We start from the raw sequence: 19,445 nt of genomic DNA, 5'->3' as shown, positions 1-19,445 counted from the left end.
GCCACTGCGCGCCCCCGAGGACGCACTGACGGGTCAGACCAGGTCAGATCAGGGCACGTCAGTAAGGGCACGGCACATCAGGCCCCAGCGGGTCACGCCAGGCCCCAGCAGGTCACGCCAGGTCGTGCCAGGAGAAGGCCGCGATCCGCCAGCCCTCCGGGGCCCGCACGAACTGGATCGTCTTCGTCCCGCCGCCCTCGTAGGGCTTGCCGTCGAGGAGGCCGTACTTGCGGTACTCGCCGATGCGCGACGCGACATCGCCCTCGATCTCGGTCCGTTCGGAGGTCTCCCACTCCGAGAAGCCGGCCAACCGGCCGTCCGCCGCCAGCAGCCGTTCGCGCGGCTCGATGAACTCCTCGACGGAATAGACCGTGAAGGCCGGGCGGGTGCTGACGATCACCCCCTGCGGGAGCATCAGGCGCCGCAGCCGGGCCACATCGGCGCCGCGGCCGTCCCGGTTGTCGAACGCCCCGAAGAACTCGGCGGTCAGCTGGTCGATTTCGGCCTTGGACATGATCCGACCGTAGCACCGGACGAGGCGTAGATCACCCCCTTGGCGCAATGTCACACACCACACACCCGCCTTCCCTGCCCGCCCAGCCCCCGACGTCCCCCGCCCGGCGGCGGGGGAGAGACTCTCCCCATGACCCTGCTGCTCTCCCGTGCCGACGTCGAGGCGGCCCTCGACCTCCCCACCGCGCTGGCCGCCCTGGACGCGGGCTTCCGCACCGCCGACCGGCTGCCGCCCGCCCACCGGGTGGGCAGCGCGCTCCCCGGCCCCGGCACGGCGATGTGCCTCCTCCCCGGACTGCTCCCCGACCTGCCCGCCTACACCGTGAAGGTCAACGCCAAGTTCCCCGGCGCGACGCCCGCGCTCCGCGGCATCGTCTGCCTGCACTCGCTGGCCGACGGCGAACTGCTGGCGCTGCTGGACTCCGCCTCGGTCACCGCCTGGCGCACCGGCCTGGCCGCCGCGCTGGCCACCCACGCGCTCGCGCCGGAGCACGCGCGGGCGGTCGCCGTGATCGGCGCCGGCGCGCAGAGCCGGACCACGCTCCGGGCGCTGCGCACCCTGCGGCCGATCGACACGGTGTACGCCTACGACCTCGACCAGGACCGGGCCGCGGCGATCGGCCGGGCCGTGCCCACCGCACGGGCGGCCGTCGAGGCCGCGGACATCGTCATCACCGCCACCTGGTCGCGCGAACCGCTGCTGGACGCCGACGTACTGAGGCCGGGTCTGCACCTGACCGCCCTCGGCTTCGACGAGCGCGGCAAGACCGAGCTCTCCCCCGCCCTGCTGCGCGCGAGCCGGCTCGTGGTGGACGACCGCGCCCTCGCCGCCGCCTCCGGGGTCCTCCACGGCCCCGGCCCGGACCCGGACCTCGCCGTCGAGCTCGCCGACGTCCTGCGCGGCACCGTCCCGGCCCGTCCGGACGACCGGCCCACCGTGTTCGCGCCGATCGGCCTCCCCTGGCAGGACCTCGCCCTCGCCTGGCCGGTCCACCTCGCCGCCCGCTCCGCCGGCACGGCGCCCGCCTTCGACTTCCACTGACCCGGCGACCCACCGACCCACTGCCCTCTACCCACCGACCCCGCGCCACCGACCCACCGGCCCCGGAGGAAAACCGCTGGCGGCGCGGCTGACGACCCGGTAGGAAGACACCCATGAGTACTCCCGTCGCCGCCCCCACCCCCACCGACCCGGACGGCGCCGACCCGCGCACGTTCCGCCGCACCACGCTCGACCTGGGCGACGCGGTACTCCGGCCGTGGGGCCGGGCCGACGCCGAGCCGGGCCCGGTGCTGGACAGCCTGGTCGCCGCCGCGGCCGATCCGCTGATCGCCCTCTGGAACCCGCTCGCGACCCACGACCCCGCCGCCGCCCTGACCTGGCTGGAGGCCCGCGAGGACAGCTGGAACCGGGGCGTGGCGGCGCCCTTCGCCGTGCTGGACGCCGCCGACGGCGCCCTGCTGGGCTGCGTCAACCTGCGCTGGACCGACCGAGCGGACGGCCTGGCGATGATCGGCTACTGGGCACCGCCGGCCGGGCGCGGCCGGGGTCTGATCAGCCGGGCCACCAGGGCCGTCACCGCCTGGGGCTTCCGGACGGCGGACGCCCGCCGGATCGAGGTCGCCCACGCGGTCGGCAACGATGCCTCCTGCCGGCTGGCCCTGAACTGCGGCTACCTCCCCGAGGGCACCCTGCGGGCCTCGTTCCGCTTCGGCGACGGGACGTACCACGACGAGCACCTGCACGCCCGCCTGGCCACCGACCCCGAGCCCGCGCCCTCGCCCTCGCCCAGGTAGCGGCAGCAGGCCCGTGGGCTCCGCCGGACCGACCACCCCCGGCGGAGCCCACGGACCGTCAACGACGGGTCAGCCGACCTTGAGCGGGTGGTCCGGGGCGAGCAGCGCGGCGATCCGGGCGGCGACGTCCTGCGCGGTGTTGCGGTCCGGGGCGCCGCAGTTCCGCGTCGTGCTGACGGCGATCGCCAGGTGCTCGTCGGGCTGGTAGGCCTCGACCGCGGCGTAGCCGGAGAAGGAGGGGTTGGACAGGATCCAGCCCCGGTCGACGATGACGCCCAGGCCGAAGTGCTGGGCCTCGGTCTGCGGCAGGCAGACGTCCTGCGGGCAGCCGTGCACCGGACCGGGCAGGCCGACGGTGCCGGGGTTCAGCTGGGTGCGGAAGGACTCCGGGGAGAGCAGCGCGCCGGTGCCGACGGCCTCCACCGAGCGGGTCAGGTCGCAGATGTCGCTGATCAGCACCGCGCCCGGGGCGGTGGTCCAGGACGGGTTCCAGAACGTCGACTCCTCGTAGGTGCCGCGCGAGGCGGTGAAGGAGTGCTGCACGGGGGTGGGGATGTCGGGGGTGAAGCTGTTGACGGTCTGGCGCATGCCGAGCGGTTCGAAGACCCGCTGCTCCAGCAGGTGGTCCAGCCGGGTGCCGGTGATCCGCTCGAGCGCCTCGCCGAGCAGGACGAAGTTCGCGTGCGAGTAGCTCCAGTTGGTCCCGGGGGCGTACCAGAAGTTCTGCCCGGTGGAGATCGCGACGAGTTCCTCCGGGGTCCAGTGCCGGAACGGTTCGGCGGCGAGCTCGGCCAGGAAGCCCTGGTCGGTGACGTAGTCGGCGAGCCCCGAGGTGCTGTCGCCGAGCATCCGCAGGGTGATCCGGTCGGCCTGCGGCAGGTCCGGCAGCCAGGGGGCGACCGGGTCGTCCAGGCCGATCCGGCCCTCCTCGGCGAGCTGCAGCAGGACGATGCCGAGGAACGGGAAGGCGACCGAGCCGGCCCGGAAGTGCATCGCGGGCTCGGCCGGAACGCCCGTCATCGACTCGCCCAGGGCGCCGGTGACGAGTTCCTGGCCGTCGACGGTGACCCGCAGGATGACCGACTTCAGGTCGAGTTCCTGCTGGACCTGCCGGGCGGTGTCGAGCACCTCGCGGGCCCGGGGGTCGGCGTCGGAGTCCGAGCGGACGCAGGCGTGCGCGGGCGAGGGGGTCTTGGTGAGGGCGCGGGCGGCGGCCGGCGGTCCGGCCGGGAGGGCGACTGAGGTCAGGGTCGCGGCCGTGAGGACGGCGGCGGCGAGCGCCCTGGTACGGGAGAAGGTCATGACCGCACTATGGGCGGACGCTCCGGGCGCGATCCGGCGCAACACTCCGCGGCGTCCTCCGGTGGAAGCAGCGCGGAGCCCGGCACACCGCCCCGGCGGACGCGCGCGAACGCCCCGGGGCCGTGGCCCCGGGGCGTTCGAGGAGCGTGGGATCAGCCGTTGGAACGGTCGAAGTACTGCACCCAGCTGCCGCGCGGGCCGACGAGGCCGACCGCGGCGTTGCCGGCCTGCAGGCCCGACGAGGCGGACGGCTGCGAGCCCCCGCCGTGAGCCACCGCGGCGGTCGGCGCGATCACGGCCGCCGCGGCGGCAACGGTGGCGATCACGGCGAACTGGCGGAGCTTTCCACGAACCGACATCTCAGGTTCTCCTTGATGGAAGGTCAATAGCCTTGACCGACCGCCTCCGAGGACGACCGGACGCGACACACGTTTGCACACGAACGCGGAAAACCGGACACCCCCGCAACTTGGACGCGCCGAACGGGTGAGAACTTACGCCCCCGGAGTGACGCCCCCAGGCCCGTCCGGCCGTACCCCGCCACCACCGGACCGGCCGGGCCCATCCGCAGCCGCGTCGCCCTCCACGTCACGAAGCGCTTCAATGGCATCTTCGCCGCGCGCCGCGCGCCGCAACGGAGGCCGACAGGCCCTGCCGGCCCGGCGGATCGGCCACGACGCTACGGCCGGCCGGTGACGCGCGTCACAGGAACCGGCGCTCCTGCTCGGACAAGGCATGACGTGAACCATCCGCACTCCCGGCTCCGCGCCGGGAACCCCGAAGCATTTCGCGAGCTCTTCCGGGAGCACTCGTCCCTGGTGTACCGCCATGCCGTACGGATGACCGGGAACTGGGCGCTCGCCGAGGACGTGGTCTCGCTGACCTTCCTGGAGGCCTGGCGCCTGCGCGGGAAACTGCGCGACGAGGGCGACGGTCCACGGCCCTGGCTGATGGGCATCGCCGTCAATGTGCTGCGCAACACGACGCGTGCCGCGCGCCGCCACAACCTGGCGATGGCCCGGATGCCCGTGGCCGACCCGGTGCCCGACTTCGCCGACGAACTCGTCGGCCGGATGGCCGACTCCGAGCAGCTCGCGGCCGCCCGGAAGGCGCTGGGGCGGTTGCGGCGCTCGGAGCGCGAGGTCTTCGCGCTGTGCGTCTGGTCCGGGCTCGGCTACGCGGAGGCGGCGGCCACCCTCGGCATACCCGTCGGCACCGTGCGCTCGCGCCTCTCGCGGGCCCGCACCCGGCTGCGCAGGCTCGCGGACGACGAACTGCGCGCCGCGCAGAAGAACGCCGCGCGGAACGCGGCGACGAACGCGGCGAAGAGCGCGGCGAAGAGCGCCGCGACGAACGCCGCGCAGAAGAACACGGAACCGCTCCCCACCCCCGGACAAGTACAGGGCGGCCGCGGTATCGCGGCCCGGCCGCACAAGGAGACGCACCGATGATCCGCAACCCGTGGCGGCACGACGAACCGCTCGACCGCGCGGAACTGGCCCGTCTGCTGCCGGCGCCGGCCGATCCCCGCCTGGCGGCCGACCGCCAGGACCTGCTCGAGGAGTACCTGATGAGCGAGATCCACCAGCCCGACCACGCCCCCGCGGCGCCCGCGGGCCCCCCGGCCTCCCCCGCGCGGAGGCCGCTGCGCCGCGCCGTGCTGTTCGCCACCCCCGTCGCCGCGGCGGCGGCCCTGGCCGTGGTGGTGTCCGTCGGCGGCTCGCCCGGCGCCAGTACCGTGGCCGCCCCGGAACTGGTCAAGGCGCCGGTCGTGCAGATCGAGGAGGGCAGCACCGCGCAGCTCGCCTCGACGGTCCGCGAGATCGCCGCCGCCGCGACGGCGCGCACCACTCCCCAGCCGGGACCGGGCCAGTACATCTACATCAAGAGCCGGGTCTCCTTCATGTCCACCCGCCACAACGTGGACACCGGGGAGTCCACCACCTGGGTCCAGCCGCTGCACGACCGCGAGGTGTGGAAGTCGCCCGACGGCACCAAGGGCTGGCTGGACGAGCCGGGTTACCAGGACAAGGGCGGCATCACGCTGGACAACAACGAGCCCCGCGAGCAGCAGACCTACAAGTGGCTCGCGGCCCGGCCGACCGACCCCGACGCCCTGTTGAAGTCCGTCTACGCGACGGTGAGCGGCGACCGGGACCACGACCAGCAGGCGTTCAACGAGATCGGCTCCGTCATCCGCGAGCAGCTCGTGCCCTCCGCGCTCGCCGCCGCGCTCTACGAGGCCGTCGGCAGGATCCCGGGTGTCGTGGTGGTCGAGCACGCGCAGGACGCCTCCGGCCGCGACGGGATCGCGTTGGCGCGGCTCGACCCGCGGACCGGCGAGCGGTCGGAGTGGATCTTCGACCGGGAGAACCACCAGTACCTCGGCAGCCGCGGTGTGCAGGTCCGGGAGTTCGACGGCGTCAAGCCCGGCACGGTGGTGGAGCGTACGACCATCGTGACCCGGGCGATCGTCGACGCGAAGAACCAGCGGCCCGGCGCCGGGCAGGCCACGGTCTGACGGTCCCGCACCGGTCGGCCCGCCGGGTCACCCGTACGGGCGGTGCCCCGCCGTGCCCCGCCGTGTCCCGCTCCGGCGACGCGGCGGGGCACCGATGCTGGCCCTGCCAGGGCCCGACCGGGCCTGTCGCCGGCCCGGGCCGTGGTCCGGGGTACCGAACGAAATGGGTGAGCGTGATGTCCCGACTGCTGCTTTCCAGGGCCCTGCGGGCGGCGTGCGCGGCGGTGCTGCTGGGCGCCGGACCGGCGGCCGCCGACGCGTGCGCGGCCGGCACGGACCTCGCCGACCTCGCGGTCTTCGCCGCCGACCCCGCTCCGGTGCACGGCGGCGGCTCCACCCTGCTGCACCCGGTGGTGACCAACACCGGCGGCTCGGCCACCGCCGTACCGTTCACGCTGTATGTGCACCTGCCGCCCGGGGTGGTGGGCACCGGGAAGTCCCCCGGTGCGACCTGTACCACGCTGCCCCACGGCCACACCGTCGCCTGCACCGTCCCGGCCGGCCTGGCGCCGGGTGCCCCGGTCACCGCCGAGGTGCGGATCTCCGTCGCCTCCGGCATGGACCCCGAGGTGCTGGAGGGCGACGTCGAGGCCGGGCTCCCGGACGACCCGACGCCGGACGACAACAGCAGCACGTTCCGGATCACCGTCATCTGACCCCTCCCCCTCCCTCCCGGCTCCGGAGCACCCACCGGCCCTGCTGTCAACACCCGCCCTGCCCACGGCAGATGGCCGAAAGCAGGACAGCGCGGGGGCCGATTCACTACGGTCGTCCTCACGACAGCGGCACCGGCGGCACCGGACTCGTGGTCGGCGCGACCCGCCGGGTGGCACGGCAGGGGGTGGCATGGCTCAGGCACGGAGGCGTCCGTCGCGTGCGGAGGCGGTGCGTCAGCGCACCGGTGCGCAGTTCATCGGCCGCAGAGCGCAGCTGGCCCTGTTCGTGGACAACCTCGCCCGTGACCCGGACCCGGATTCCGGGCCGGATCCGGCGGACTTCCTGTTCCATGTGCGCGGGGTCGGCGGCGTCGGCAAGTCCACGCTGCTCGCCCAGTGGCGCGAGGCGGCCCGACGGGCCGGTGCGCTGACCGCGCTGGTCGACGAGACCGATGTGCACGGCGTCGGCACGGCGCTCACCGCGCTCGCCCGCCAGCTCGCCGAACAGGCCGGTCCGCTGCGGGAGTTCGACAAGGCCCTGGAGCAGTACCGGCGTTCGCTCCAGACCGCGGCGGACCGCGAGCCGGAGCAGCCGCCCGGCGGGGAGGGCGCCTCGCTGCCGACCCGGCTGGTGGCCCAGGCGGCCCTCGGGGCGGCCTCGGTACTGCCGGGGGCGGGCGTGGTCGCGGCGATGGCGAATCCGGACGCGGTGGCCCAGGGCGCCGAGCGCCTGATCGCGGGGGTGCGCCAGCGCCGGCGCGGCGGCGACGTCGAGGAGGCGGCGCTGGGCCGGGCCTTCGTCGCCGAGCTGTCCCGGCTCTGCGACCGCGAGCGGGACCACGGCCGGGACCACGGCCGGGACCGGGACCGCGATCACAGCCGCGGCCGGGACCGGGACCGCCGGCCCTGGATCGTCCTGTTCCTGGACACCTGGGAGCTGACGGGCCGTTACCTGGACGGCTGGCTGCGGGAGATCCTCGACGACGCGTTCGGCCCGTTGCCGCTGGAGGTGGTGTTCGTGCTGGCCGGCCGGGACGAGCTGGCCGAGCGCGAGTGGGCGCCGTGGCGGGCGGTGCTGGTGGACGTGCCGCTGGAGGTGTTCACCGAGCAGGAGGCCCGCGACCTGCTGACGGCGCGCGGGGTCACCGATCCGCTGGTGGTCGACGCGGTGCTGCGGATGTCGATGCGGCTGCCGCTGCTGGTCGCGCTGCTGGCGGCGGCCGATCCCGGCGCGGTCGAGGAGGTCGCCGACGTCGGTGCCGACATGGTCGACCAGGCGGTGGTGCGCTTCCTGCAGTGGATCCCCGAACCGGAGCGCCGGGACACCGTGCTGGCCGCCGCGCTCCCGCTGCAGCTGAACCGGGACCTGTTCGCCTGCGCCGTCCCGGAGGCCGAACCGGCCGTCTGGGACTGGCTGTCGGCGCAGCCCTTCGTGACCGGGCGCGGCGACTTCCTGCAGTACCACGCCGTGGTCCGCACCAGCATGGTGCGCCGGCGCCGGATCCACACCCCCCGGGAGTGGACGGCCGCGCACAGCCGCCTCGCCGAGCACCACGCCGCGGCGCGGGCGGCGGTCGAGCAGTACCTGCCGGCGGCCCGGCGCGGCGCCGACCCCAGGTGGCGGCGGCAGTTGCTGAACGAGACCTACCACCTGCTCTGCGCCGATCCGCTGGCCCGGCTGCCGCGCGCCCTGGAGCACACCGCGCGCACCGCCGGGGACGCGCCGGACGCGCTGGCGCCGTGGGCGGAGATGCTCAACCAGGCCGCGCAGGACAGCGACGACGCCGAACTGACCCGCTGGGCCCGCCGGATCCACGCGGCGGCGGCCGGTGAGCGGCCGGTGCTGGCGGTCCTGGACGTGCTCGCCGGTCCCGGTCTGCCGGTCCGGGTGCGGGCCTGGGCGCTCACTCATCGCGGCTACCAGTACTTCGTCGAGGACCGGGACGACGACGCCCTCGCGGACCTCGACCAGGCCGTCGCGATCGCCGCCGACCTGCCGCAGGCCCACGCCTACCGGGGGCGTGTGCTCAACTGGCACGGCCACCACGAGCAGGCGGTGGCCGACTTCACGGCGGCGCTGGCCCTCGATCCGGAGTACGCCTGGGCGCTGTCCCGGCGCGGCGAGGCCCGGCAGTCGGCCGGGCTGGCCGAGGAGGCGATGGCCGACTTCACGGCGGCGCTGGCGCTCGACCCGGACGATGCCTGGGCCCTGGGCTCGCGCGGCCAGGCGCACCGGTTGGCCGGGCGGCTGGAGGAGGCGGTCGCCGATCTGACCGCCGCGATCCTGCTCGACCCGGAGTACGCCTGGGCGTTCACCCAGCGCGGCGAGGCGTTCCGGACGGCCGGGCGGCTGGCCGAGGCGGTCGCGGACTTCACCGCCGCGCTGGCGCTGGATCCCGGTGACGCCTGGTCGCTGAGTTCACGGGGCCAGGCCCTGCGGCAGGCCGGGCGGCTGGACGACGCGGTCGCCGACCTGACCGCCGCGCTGGCGCTGGGCCCGGACAACGCCTGGGCGCTGGCGGAGCGGGGCGAGGCGCACCGGCAGGCGGGCCGGCCCGAGGAGGCGGTGGCGGACTTCACGGCGGCGATCGCGCTCACTCCGGAGCACGCGTGGGCGCTGGGCTCGCGCGCCCAGGCGCACCGGCAGGCGGGCCGGCTGGACGAGGCGGTCGCGGACTTCACCGCCGCGCTGGCCCTCAATCCGGACTACGCGTGGGCGGTCGGCGAGCGGGGCGAGGCGCACCGGCAGGCGGGCCGGCTGGAGGAGGCGGTCGCGGACTTCACGGCGGCGCTCGCGCTGGACCCGGAGTACGCGTGGGCGCTGGCCGAGCGGGGCGAGGCGCACCGCCAGGCGGGTCGGCTGACGCAGGCGGTGGCCGATCTGACCTCGGCGTTGGAGCTGGACCCCTCGGACGTGTGGGCGCTGCGGGCCCGCGGGCAGGCGTACCGGCAGGCAGGCCGGCTGGACGACGCGATTGCGGACCTGACGGCCGTGCTCGCGATCGACCCGGAGTACGCCTGGGCGTTGGCGCTGCGTGGTGAGGCGCACCGGCTGGCGGGCGACCTGGCGGAGGCGATCACCGATCTGAGTGCCGCGCTGGCGCTCGAACCGGACGACCCGTGGGCGCTCGGTTCCCGGGGCCAGGCTCGGCGGCAGGCCGGTCTGGTGGAGGAGGCGATCGCCGATCTCACGGCGGCGGTCACCCACAATCCGGACTACACCTGGGCGCTGGCCGAGCGCGGCCAGGCGCACCGGCAGGCCGGGCGGCCGGCGGAGGCGGTCGCCGACCTGTCGGCGGTGCTGGCCCGTGATCCGGCGGATCTGGCGGTGCGGTGCGCGCTGGCGGCGGCGTACCGGCACGACGGTCGGTTCGAGGAGGCCGGGGCGCTGCTGGCGGAGGTGGCGCCCGAGGTCGCGGCGTCGTCGACGGTGCTGGTGGAGGTGGCGGTGCTGCGGCTGCTGACGGAGGGTCCGGCGGGCTCGGCGGACGCCTGGGAGGCCTTCCTGGAGTGCCCGTACGAGGATCCTCGGGACCCGTTCGAGCCGGCGGTGCGCAAGCTGCTGCACGGTCTGGTCGCCGGGGGTGCCGAGCCGGAGGAGTTGGCGCGGGCGTTCCTCGCGGTGCCGGGGGCCGGGGCGGCGCGGGCCGATGTCTGCCTGTACCTCGGCGAACTCGCGTGCGCCGGGGCGCCGGTGGGGGCTCGGGCGGCGGCGGCGCTGGCGATCCTCGGGTAGCGGCGGCGGGTCCGGGGCGGCCCGGTTCCGGTAGGTGGTCCGGCAGATGGTCGGGCAAGCGGTCCGGCAGGCGGTCGGGCAGATGGTCGGGCAGGCGGTCCGGCGGGTTGCCCGTTCGGGCAGCCGGATTCCAGGGGTTGCCAGCAGAAACGATCATTTGGGTAGATTCATGATCGACTCATGACCGACTCACGGTTGCCGGTCGACCTGCCCTTCCGTGCCACCCCGAGAACAGGATCCCGATGCCGAACCCCAGCTCCGCCGTGAGCCGTCGCACGCTGGTGACCGCGATCGGCGCCACCGCCGCCGCGATCGCCACCGCCCCGGCCGCGCACGCCGCCGCGCCGAGCACCCCGGTCACGCCGGCCGCACCGGTCACCCCGGCCCCGGCCGGCACCCAGGCCGCCCGGACCGTGACCGTCCCGGCCACCCGGGCCCGCTCCGCCGCCGGGCGCGCCGCCGCCGGTGTGCGGACCGACTTCCCGATCCAGTACGTCGGCGTCAGCTGGGACGGCCCCTGCCGCGGCGGCGCCATCCGGCTGCACCACGAGGAGACCGGCCCGGGCTCCTGGCAGCCGATCGCCACCGGCTGCGCGGGCGGCCCCGACGTCGCGGGCACCGCCGCGAAGGCCGCCCCGGTCTCGGCCGCGCTGGTCCCGGCCGGCGGCGCGGTCGGCTACGACCTGCGCCTGCCCGACGGCGCCACCAACCTGCGCTCCACCGCGCTGGACACCACCACCGGCCCGGCCCGCACCACCACGCTCTCCCCGACCACGCCGGTCACCTTCTGCGGCGTCGAGTACCTGAGCCGCGCCGCCTGGGGCGCCGACGAGTCCAAGCGGTTCAAGAACGGTGTGGAGAACTCCCCCGCCAAGTACTACCCGCTGCAGACCCTGACGGTGCACCACACCGACACCCCGAACGCGGACCCCGACCCGGCCGCCACCGTGCGGGCGATCTACGAGTACCACGCGATCACCAACGACTGGGGCGACATCGGCTACCACTTCCTCATCGACGAGGCCGGCCGGATCTACGAGGGCCGCTGGTCCGGTGACGACGGCATCCCCGGGCACGACGCCAACGGCAACGCGGTGACCGCCTTCCACACCGCCGGCTTCAACTCGGGCAACCTCGGCGTCGCGCTGCTCGGCACCCTGGTCAACCAGGAGCCCACCGCCAAGGCCCGTCAGTCGCTCGCCCTGGTGCTCGCGCTGGCCGCCCGCACCCACGGGCTCGACCCGCAGGCGCACGTCACCTTCGTCAACCCGGTCAACGGCGTGACCAAGCCGGTCGACCTGATCAGCGGTCACCGCGACTGGCTGGCCACCGACTGCCCCGGCGGCATCATGTACGGCACCCTCCCCGCCCTGCGGGCCGAGGTCGCCGCGCTCTGACAGGACCGGTCACCGCCGTGCCGGGCCGGGCCGGCCTCGCGGACGGACCCGTGCCCGCCGAGGCTCACGGCGCTCCGAGCGACCGCCAGCCGGACCAGTCGCCCGGCTCGCTCTCCCAGCTGTGCTGGACGCTACCGTCGGCGAACCGCGCGAACACGTCCAGGCTGCCGTCGGCGTTCCGGGCCACGGCCGGGTCCCCGGCCAGGGCGCCGCCGAGCGAGGCCCAGCGCGTCCAGCCCTGGCCGATCGGCCGCTGCGCGGTGTACTGGAGGGTCCCGTCGGTGCCCCGGGCGAAGAGTTCCAGTCGGCCGTCCCTGTTCCGGGCGGGCGCCTGGACTCCGGCCACCGAGCCGCCGAGCGACTCCCACTTGCCGGTCCAGCCGTTGCCGGCGGCGGTCTGCCAGACGTGCCAGACCGTGTTGTCGCTGAAGCGCACGAACAACTCCAGCCGCCCGTCGTCGTTCTGGACCACCGACGGGTCGTCGGCCACGCTGCCACCGCCGAGCAGCCTGCCGACCTTCCAGCCGTTGATGAGCGGGCGCTGCCAGGCGTGCTCGATCTCGCCGCCACCGTCGTTGGTGAACACCTCCAGGTGGCCGTCGGCGTTCGGGGCGGGCACGGGGTCGCCCACCTCGGCGATCTCGATCGTCCCCCAGGAGGACCAGCCTCCGTCGGGTTCGGTCTGCCAGATGTGCTGGACCTCGTTCCCCGTGCTGTGGACGAAGACCTCCAGCCGTCCGTCGTCGTTCTGGGCGACCGACGGACTGCCCACCGTCCCACCGCCGAGCGACTCCCACCGCGACCAGCCGTGGTTACCACCGGGGCCCTGGCGGATGTACCGGAGGGCGGCGTCGTCCCCGTTGTGGACGAAGACATGGAGGTGTCCGTCGGCGCTCGGCGCCGCCGCCGGGACGCCCGTCAGCGTGCCGCCGAGCGACTCCCACGGCGACCAGTCCCGATCCCCGTCGGGGGTCATCTGCCAGGCGTGGTGGAGGGCGCCGTCCGCTCCGCGGGCGAACACCTCCAGCCTGCCGTCCGCGTTCTTCCCGATCCACGAGTACGCGGTGGCGAAACCCGTTCCGACTGTCGTAACCATGAGACTCCCCTTCCCGGTGCGGCGACGCCGGCACCGGAGGTCGGGCGGAGATCCGCGGGAAGCGCGTCACGCGGTTCACCGACCTGCTGGTTCGTCCACGATCCTATCCTCACCCGGCACGCCCGTACAGCGACCCCGGGTAACCCGCGACCGCCCGGCCCCGGCCGCCGCGTTCGGGCGTCCTCAGGCGTCCTCAGGCGTGCTCAGGCGTGCTCAGGCGCGCTCAGTCGTGCTCGGCGTCCACCGCCCCGGCCGGGCCCAGCAGTTCGACGGACCGCTCCCGCATCTCCACCTTGCGGACCTTCCCGGTGACCGTCATCGGGAACTCCTCCACCAGGTGCACGTACCGCGGCACCTTGTAGTGCGCGATCCGGCCCGCGCAGTACGCGCGCAGCGCCTCCGCGGTCAGCTCGGGCGCGCCGGGCCGCGGCCGGATCCAGGCCATCAGCTCCTCGCCGTACTTGGCGTCGGGGACACCGACGACCTGGACGTCCAGGATGTCCGGGTGGGTGTGCAGGAACTCCTCGACCTCGCGCGGGTAGATGTTCTCGCCACCCCTGATCACCATGTCCTTGAGCCGGCCGGTGATGGTGAGGTACCCCTCCTCGTCCATCACCGCGAGGTCGCCGGTGTGCATCCAGCCCTCGGCGTCGACCGCCTCCGCGGTGCGGTCCGGCTGGTCCCAGTAGCCGAGCATGACCGAGTAGCCCCGGGTGCGGAGTTCGCCGGGGGTGCCGCGCGGCACGGTCAGGCCGGTCTCCGGATCGGCCACCGCCACCTCCAGGTGCGGGCCGACCCGGCCGACGGTGGACACCCGCCGCTCCAGCGGGTCCTCGGCCCGGGTCTGGGTGGAGACCGGGGAGGTCTCGGTCATGCCGTAGCAGATGGAGACGTCCCGCATACCCATCCGGTCGACGACCTGCTTCATCACCTCGATCGGGCACGGCGAGCCGGCCATGATCCCGGTGCGCAGACTGGACAGGTCGTGCTCGGCGAAGCCCGGGTCGTTCAGCTCGGCGATGAACATGGTCGGCACGCCGTAGAGCGAGGTGCAGCGTTCGGCCGCCACCGCGCGCAGGGTGGCCACCGCGTCGAAGGCCGGGGCCGGGATCACCACGCAGGCCCCGTGCGAGAGCACCGCCAGATTGCCCATCACCATGCCGAAACAGTGGTAGAACGGCACCGGTACGCAGATCCGGTCCGCCTCCGTGTAGCCGCACAACTCCCCGACGAAGTAGCCGTTGTTGAGGATGTTGTGGTGCGAGAGGGTGGCGCCCTTGGGGAAACCGGTGGTGCCCGAGGTGTACTGGATGTTGATCGGATCGTGGGGGCCGAGTCCCGCGCCGAGGGAGGCCAGCCGCTCCCGGTCACCGCACTTCCCCGCCGCCGTCAGTGCCCGCCACTGCGGTGAGCCGATCAGCAGCACGTCCCACAGGCCGGGGCAGCGCGGGCCCGCCTCGGCGAGCATGGCCGCGTAGTCGGAGGTCCGGAAGCTCGGCGCGGCCACCACCGTGCGGATCCCCGCCTGCCGCAGCACGTACTCGACCTCGTGCGCGCGGTAGCCCGGGTTGACGGTCACCAGGATCGCGCCGATCCGGGCGGTGGCGTACTGGGTGAACACCCACTCGGGGCAGTTCGGCGCCCAGATGCCGACCCGGTCGCCGACCCCGACGCCGAGGCCCAGCAGCCCGAGCGCGAGCCGGTCCACCTCCGCCGCCAGCTCCCGGTAGGTCCAGCGGCGCCCGCTCGGCACGTCCACCAGCGCCTCCCGGTCGGGGAAGGCGGCCACGGCGCGGTCGAGCGCGACGCCGATGGTGTGCTCCAACAGCGGCACCGAGGTACTGCCGGCGCTGATGCTGGGAGCGGGCGCGGGAGGGGGCGGGGTCATGGCAGCGGCTCCAGGACTCGTCCGGGCACAGGGCGACCGAGTCTACGCAGACCCCCATCCCCCGTCACCCGGTCCCGCCGGGCCGCCGCGGCGTCGGAGGCGGGAACGGGGCGCGAGGCACGCAGCGAGTCGGGCGACGGACATCACTCGGGGTCAGGCCGGCTTGCCGCCACGGACCTTGGCGGTCCCGGCGGTCCCGGCGGGCTCCTGATCGGCGGCGGGCTCCTGCACCGCCGGCACCGGCGGCGCCGGGACGGTGGCGGCCACCGCCGCGGCGGCGAGCGCCACCCCGCAGCCGATCAGCAGGCCCACCCGGAAGCCGGTCTCGGAGGGCAGCACGTGTCCGCCCACCGTGGTGGTCAGCTGGCCGAGCACGACGCCCACCACGGCCGCGGAGACCGAGGTGCCGAGCGAGCGCATCAGGCTGTTGAAGCTGTTCGCGGAGGCCGTCTCGGAGAGCGGCACCGCGCTCATGATCAGCGCCGGCATCGCGCCGTACGCGAGGCCCACACCGGCGTTGCAGATCAGCGTGACCACCAGCACGCCCCAGGTGGACCCGATCAGGAGCATCGACAGTCCGTACCCGGCCGAGATCGCCAGCGCCCCGGCGACCAGGGTGAACTTGGGGCCGCGCGCCGCCGAGAGCCGGCCGCCGAACGGCGAGACGACCATCATCATCAGGCCGGACGGCGCCATCCACAGCCCCATCGCGAGCATCGACTGCCCCAGGCCGTACCCCGTGGCCTCCGGCAACTGGAGCAACTGCGGGACGATCAGCGCCTGCGCGTACATCCCGAAGCCCACCAGGACGGACGCCGCGTTGGTCAGCAGCACCCTCGGCCGGGCGGTCACCCGCAGGTCGACCAGCGGCTCGGCGAGGCGCAGCTCCCACGCGCCCCAGGCCAGCAGCAGCACCACCGCGGCCGCGAACAGGCCGAGCGTCGTCCCGTCGGTCCAGCCCCAGTCGCCGCCCTTGGAGACCGGCAGCAGCAGGCAGACCAGGCCGGCGCCGAGGCCGAGCGCCCCGACCGCGTCGAAGTGTCCGCCGGCCGGGCGGGTGGTGGGCGCGGGGACCAGGAGGCGGATCATCGCCGCGACCGCCACGGTGAGGACGGCCGCGCCCCAGAACAGCGCCCGCCAGCTGGCGTACTGGGCGACGGCCGCCGAGATCGGCAGGCCGAGGCCGCCGCCGATGCCCATCGAGGCGCTCACCAGGGCGATCGCGGAACCGAGCCGCTCGGGCGGCAGTACGTCGCGCAGCAGGCTGATGCCGAGCGGCACCACGCCCATGCCCATGCCCTGGAGGCCGCGTCCGGCGATCATCGGCAGCGCCGAGGAGGTCAGCGCGCAGATCACCGAGCCGAGCAGCAGCGGGGCGCAGCAGGCCAGCAGCATCCGCCGCTTGCCGAACAGGTCGCCGAGGCGGCCGCTGATCGGCACGAACACGGCGGCGGAGAGCAGGGTGGCGGTGATCACCCAGGAGGCGTTCGAGGGCGAGGTGTCCAGGATCCTCGGCAGCTCGCCGATCAGCGGGGTGACCAGGGTCTGCATGATCGCGGCCACCGTACCGGTGAGGGCGAGGGTGGCGACGACTCCCCGGGTCCGGTCGGGAGCGGTGGTCTGTGGGGCGGCCATGAGCGGGGGCTCCTCGGTCCGGTCGGCGGGCAGGGCGGGTCATCCGCGGCTCGGTGCGGCGCCGTCATGCGGCACGGTCGTACGCCGCGACGCGGTCATGTGCAGAGTACACGCGATATGTATCGTGCACATCACCCACCATGGGCGACCGCCTGCGATACTGTGCGCGAACACCGCAGGTCAGCGCCCCGACACCAGGGACGGGAAGGACGGCATCATGAGCGGGCCCACGGACGAGGTGGCGTTCGAGTACATGGTGCTCAGCCGGCACCACTACCTGAGCCCGGCCGGCGCCCGGCCGCAGGGCAGCCGGCTCGACCGCAGCGCCTACATCCTGCTCAGCCGGATCCGGATGCAGGGCCCGATGTCGATCGGCGAACTCAGCGACGCCTTCGGACTGGACGCCTCCACCCTCAACCGGCAGACCGCCGCGATGACCCGGGCCGGGCTGGTCGAACGGATCCCCGACCCGGACGGCGGGATGGCCCGCAAGTTCCGCACCACCGAGGAGGGCGAACGCCGCCTCGACGAGGACCGCGCCGCGCACGCCCACGCCCTCGACCTGGTGATGGCCGACTGGACCGCCGAGGACGTCCGGACCTTCGCCGACTTCCTGCGGCGCTTCAACACCGGCATCGAGCGCCTCGACGGCCGGCCCTGGCCCCGCCCCTGACCCGCCGTCGCCCGGCACCCCGGCCCCGACGGACCCCGCCCGCCCCCACCAGGAGTCCCGACCGCATGGACCGTCCGCAGGCCCCCGCCCTCCTCCTCGACGCCCTCGCCCCCGCGCATCCGGCCGGCATCCTCGACGCCGCCGAGCGGGCCGAACGACGGGGCGCCGACCGGCTGGTGGTCTCCGAGACGGCCTACGACCCCTTCCTGCAGCTGGCCCGCGCCGCCGACCGCACCAGCTCCATCGAACTGGCCACCGGCGTGGCGGTCGCCCTCGCCCGCACCCCGATGACGCTCGCGTACCAGGGCTGGGGCCTGCACGCGGCCTCCGGCGGCCGGGCCGTGGTCGGACTCGGCTCGCAGGTCAAGCCGCACATCGAGAAGCGCTTCGGGATGCCCTGGGACCGCCCCGCCGCGCGGATGCGCGAGTACGTGCACGCGGTGCGGGCGATCTGGCACAGCTGGCAGACCGGCGACCGTCTGCGCTTCCGGGGCGACTTCTACACCCACACGGTGATGACGCCGGTCTTCGCCCCCGATCCGATCCCGGCCGGGATGCCGCGGATCCTGCTGGCGGGGGTCGGCCCGCTGATGGTGCGCGCCGCCGGGGCGGTCGCCGACGGGTTCCTCAGCCACCCGTTCACCTCGGTCGACTACCTGACCCGGCAGGTGCTGCCGGCGCTGGTCGAGGAGCGCGGCGCGGCCGAGGCGGCGGGCGCGGCCTGGACCGGGCGGCCGTTCGAGATCGTCGGGAGCGTGCTCACCGCGACCGGACGCACCGAGGAGGAACTGCGGACCCACCGCGCGTCCGTCCGGGAGCGGCTCGCCTTCTACGCCTCGACGCCCGCCTACCGCCCGGTACTGGCCCAGCACGGCTGGGAGGAGTTGCACGAGGAACTGCACCGGCTGTCGCTGCGCGGGCGTTGGCCGGAGATGGCCGCGCTGATCGACGACCGGGTCTTCGACACCTTCGCCGTCGCGGGCACCGTCGAGGAGGCCGCCCGGGAGATCCACCGCCGCTACGCGGGCCTGGCCACCAGGGTCTCGGTCAGCCTGCCCGAGGACGCCGACGCGGACCTGGGCCTGGACGTCCTGGACGCGCTGCGCGCCCTGGACGGCCGCCCCGCACCGCACTGAGGGGGCCGGGCCGACTACGCTCCGCGGTCGGCCCGCGCGGCCCCTCCGGCCGGGAAACCGGACGTGCCGTATGGTTCGCCCGCGCCACCCGCCTTGCGGGGAAAGGGCCGTGACGGTGCCTCAGCCCGCGTCGATGTCGGCGCCCGCCGGGACGGCTGCCCCCGCGACCTCGCCCACCGCGACCTCACCGGCTGCCGCCTCGCGTGCCGCCGCCTCACGTGCCGCCGTCATCTCGGCGTAGACCCGGGCACCCCGGTCCGGCGCCAGGTCCAGACAGGCGAGCACCCCGGGGACGGCCACGCTCGGCATCAGGTGCCGGTACAGCGTCGAGACCCGGACGGCCAGGTCGGCGCGGCCGGTGAAGCGCTGCGACTGGAGCTGCACGCCGACCCAGGAGGCCGTCATCAGCCCCGCCGTGTCGGCCGGCACCACGTGCGGCAGCAGCTCGCCGCGCTCGCCCGCGTCGACCAGCAGCCGCTCCAGCCGGGAGATCCAGCCGGGCGCGGCGTCGATCCCCATCTGCTTGTCCGCGCCCTGGTCCACCGAGAGCCGGACAGCGGCGCTGACCAGCGGGTCGATGGGCACCAGATGCGTGACCACCATCCCGGTGTCCACGAACTCCTGGAGCCGGCAGGAGCGCTCGGGCACCGCCTCGGCCTCGAACTGCCCCTCGATCACCCCTTGCGCCAGCTCCCGCTTCGAGGCGAAGTGGAAGTAGACGGCACCGCGCGTCACCCCGGCCCGGGCCACGACCTCCCCGATGGTCGCCCGCTCGTATCCGAACTCGTCGAACACCGAGGCCGCGGCCTCCAGAATCAGCCGCCGCGTCCGCAGCGCCCGTTCCTGTCGCACCACCCCGACCACCCCCACCACACCCGCACCGAAACAAAACCAAACCAAACAGTCCGTATCTTACCCGCGGCACGCGACCGCCCCGACGGCCGTCCCGGCGGGGGCGCCCGCACACGGGCTGTCAGAGAATAGCGACCGAGCCGTCCGCTCCGGACGCGCACCCCGAGGCAGGCTCGGCCCCCACCCGGAGCGGGGGACGCACTCCCGGCGTGCCTGCTGGGCCTGCTCCGGGTGAACTCCTGG

The 19,445-nt window shown here is 74.6% G+C and carries 16 protein-coding genes; 9 read left to right on the top strand and 7 right to left on the bottom strand.

Going from position 1 to position 19,445, the window contains the following annotated elements:
- Positions 1–112: 112 nt before the first annotated feature.
- Complete coding sequence (locus SM793_RS04540; protein WP_320436674.1) at positions 113–514, bottom strand: DUF4440 domain-containing protein; 402 nt, start codon at positions 512–514, stop codon at positions 113–115.
- 129 nt (positions 515–643) lie between these two features.
- Here SM793_RS04540 and SM793_RS04535 point away from each other — a divergent pair, with 129 nt between their 5' ends.
- Entirely contained in the window at positions 644–1,555 is a 912-nt protein-coding gene (locus SM793_RS04535; protein WP_320436673.1) for an ornithine cyclodeaminase family protein, read from the top strand.
- A 113-nt stretch (positions 1,556–1,668) separates the two neighbouring features.
- Entirely contained in the window at positions 1,669–2,310 is a 642-nt protein-coding gene (locus tag SM793_RS04530; RefSeq protein ID WP_320436672.1) for a GNAT family protein, read from the top strand.
- Positions 2,311–2,379: 69 nt separating this feature from the next.
- Here SM793_RS04530 and SM793_RS04525 read toward each other — a convergent pair whose 3' ends face one another.
- Together SM793_RS04525 and SM793_RS04520 are read right to left on the bottom strand one after the other, a co-directional pair.
- Positions 2,380–3,612 carry a serine hydrolase domain-containing protein gene (locus SM793_RS04525; protein ID WP_320436671.1) on the bottom strand — a complete coding sequence of 411 codons (1,233 nt, stop codon included), beginning with the start codon at positions 3,610–3,612 and terminating at the stop codon, positions 2,380–2,382.
- A gap of 152 nt (positions 3,613–3,764) precedes the next feature.
- The gene (locus SM793_RS04520) at positions 3,765–3,971 is read right to left on the bottom strand and encodes a hypothetical protein (RefSeq protein WP_320436670.1); all 207 of its coding nucleotides are present in this window, start codon (positions 3,969–3,971) and stop codon (positions 3,765–3,767) included.
- 480 nt (positions 3,972–4,451) lie between these two features.
- On the opposite strand from SM793_RS04520, the gene SM793_RS04515 reads away from it, so the two are divergent.
- The 5 genes from SM793_RS04515 to SM793_RS04495 all read left to right on the top strand — a co-directional run bounded on the left by SM793_RS04515 (position 4,452) and on the right by SM793_RS04495 (position 11,922).
- Positions 4,452–5,063: an RNA polymerase sigma factor gene (locus tag SM793_RS04515; RefSeq protein WP_413815874.1), complete on the top strand. Its 612-nt coding sequence runs from the start codon at positions 4,452–4,454 to the stop codon at positions 5,061–5,063.
- Positions 5,060–6,133, top strand: coding sequence for a CU044_5270 family protein (locus SM793_RS04510; RefSeq protein ID WP_320436668.1), 1,074 nt, complete (start codon positions 5,060–5,062; stop codon positions 6,131–6,133). The genes SM793_RS04515 and SM793_RS04510 overlap by 4 nt, the downstream gene beginning before the upstream one ends.
- Before the next feature lie 176 nt (positions 6,134–6,309).
- Positions 6,310–6,789, top strand: coding sequence for a hypothetical protein (locus SM793_RS04505; protein ID WP_320436667.1), 480 nt, complete (start codon positions 6,310–6,312; stop codon positions 6,787–6,789).
- 229 nt (positions 6,790–7,018) lie between these two features.
- Positions 7,019–10,525 carry a tetratricopeptide repeat protein gene (locus SM793_RS04500; RefSeq protein ID WP_320436666.1) on the top strand — a complete coding sequence of 1,169 codons (3,507 nt, stop codon included), beginning with the start codon at positions 7,019–7,021 and terminating at the stop codon, positions 10,523–10,525.
- Positions 10,526–10,767: 242 nt separating this feature from the next.
- Positions 10,768–11,922, top strand: a complete 1,155-nt coding sequence (locus tag SM793_RS04495; RefSeq protein WP_320436665.1) for a peptidoglycan recognition family protein — start codon at positions 10,768–10,770, stop codon at positions 11,920–11,922.
- Between the two features lie 64 nt (positions 11,923–11,986).
- Here the strand turns inward: SM793_RS04495 and SM793_RS04490 are convergent, their stop codons facing one another.
- The 3 genes from SM793_RS04490 to SM793_RS04480 all read right to left on the bottom strand — a co-directional run bounded on the left by SM793_RS04490 (position 11,987) and on the right by SM793_RS04480 (position 16,541).
- Entirely contained in the window at positions 11,987–13,018 is a 1,032-nt protein-coding gene (locus SM793_RS04490; RefSeq protein ID WP_320436664.1) for a hypothetical protein, read from the bottom strand.
- 223 nt (positions 13,019–13,241) lie between these two features.
- Positions 13,242–14,906 (bottom strand): AMP-binding protein, encoded by a 1,665-nt coding sequence (locus SM793_RS04485; RefSeq protein WP_320436663.1) that lies wholly within the window; start codon positions 14,904–14,906, stop codon positions 13,242–13,244.
- A gap of 153 nt (positions 14,907–15,059) precedes the next feature.
- Positions 15,060–16,541, bottom strand: a complete 1,482-nt coding sequence (locus tag SM793_RS04480) for an MFS transporter (protein WP_320436662.1) — start codon at positions 16,539–16,541, stop codon at positions 15,060–15,062.
- A gap of 217 nt (positions 16,542–16,758) precedes the next feature.
- On the opposite strand from SM793_RS04480, the gene SM793_RS04475 reads away from it, so the two are divergent.
- Positions 16,759–17,214, top strand: a complete 456-nt coding sequence (locus SM793_RS04475; protein ID WP_320436661.1) for a MarR family winged helix-turn-helix transcriptional regulator — start codon at positions 16,759–16,761, stop codon at positions 17,212–17,214.
- Positions 17,215–17,279: 65 nt separating this feature from the next.
- A complete protein-coding gene (locus tag SM793_RS04470; RefSeq protein WP_320436660.1) occupies positions 17,280–18,350 on the top strand; it encodes a TIGR03617 family F420-dependent LLM class oxidoreductase in 1,071 nt (356 codons plus the stop codon).
- Between the two features lie 120 nt (positions 18,351–18,470).
- On the opposite strand, the gene SM793_RS04465 is transcribed toward SM793_RS04470, so the two are convergent.
- On the bottom strand, positions 18,471–19,205 hold the full coding sequence (locus SM793_RS04465; protein ID WP_320436659.1) for a ScbR family autoregulator-binding transcription factor: 735 nt from the start codon (positions 19,203–19,205) through the stop codon (positions 18,471–18,473).
- Between the last annotated feature and the right edge of the window lie 240 nt (positions 19,206–19,445).

Origin of the sequence: Kitasatospora purpeofusca (genome assembly GCF_034043715.1) — a bacterium.
GTDB lineage: Bacteria > Actinomycetota > Actinomycetes > Streptomycetales > Streptomycetaceae > Kitasatospora > Kitasatospora purpeofusca_A.
This window is presented reverse-complemented; position numbering and strand designations above follow the sequence as displayed.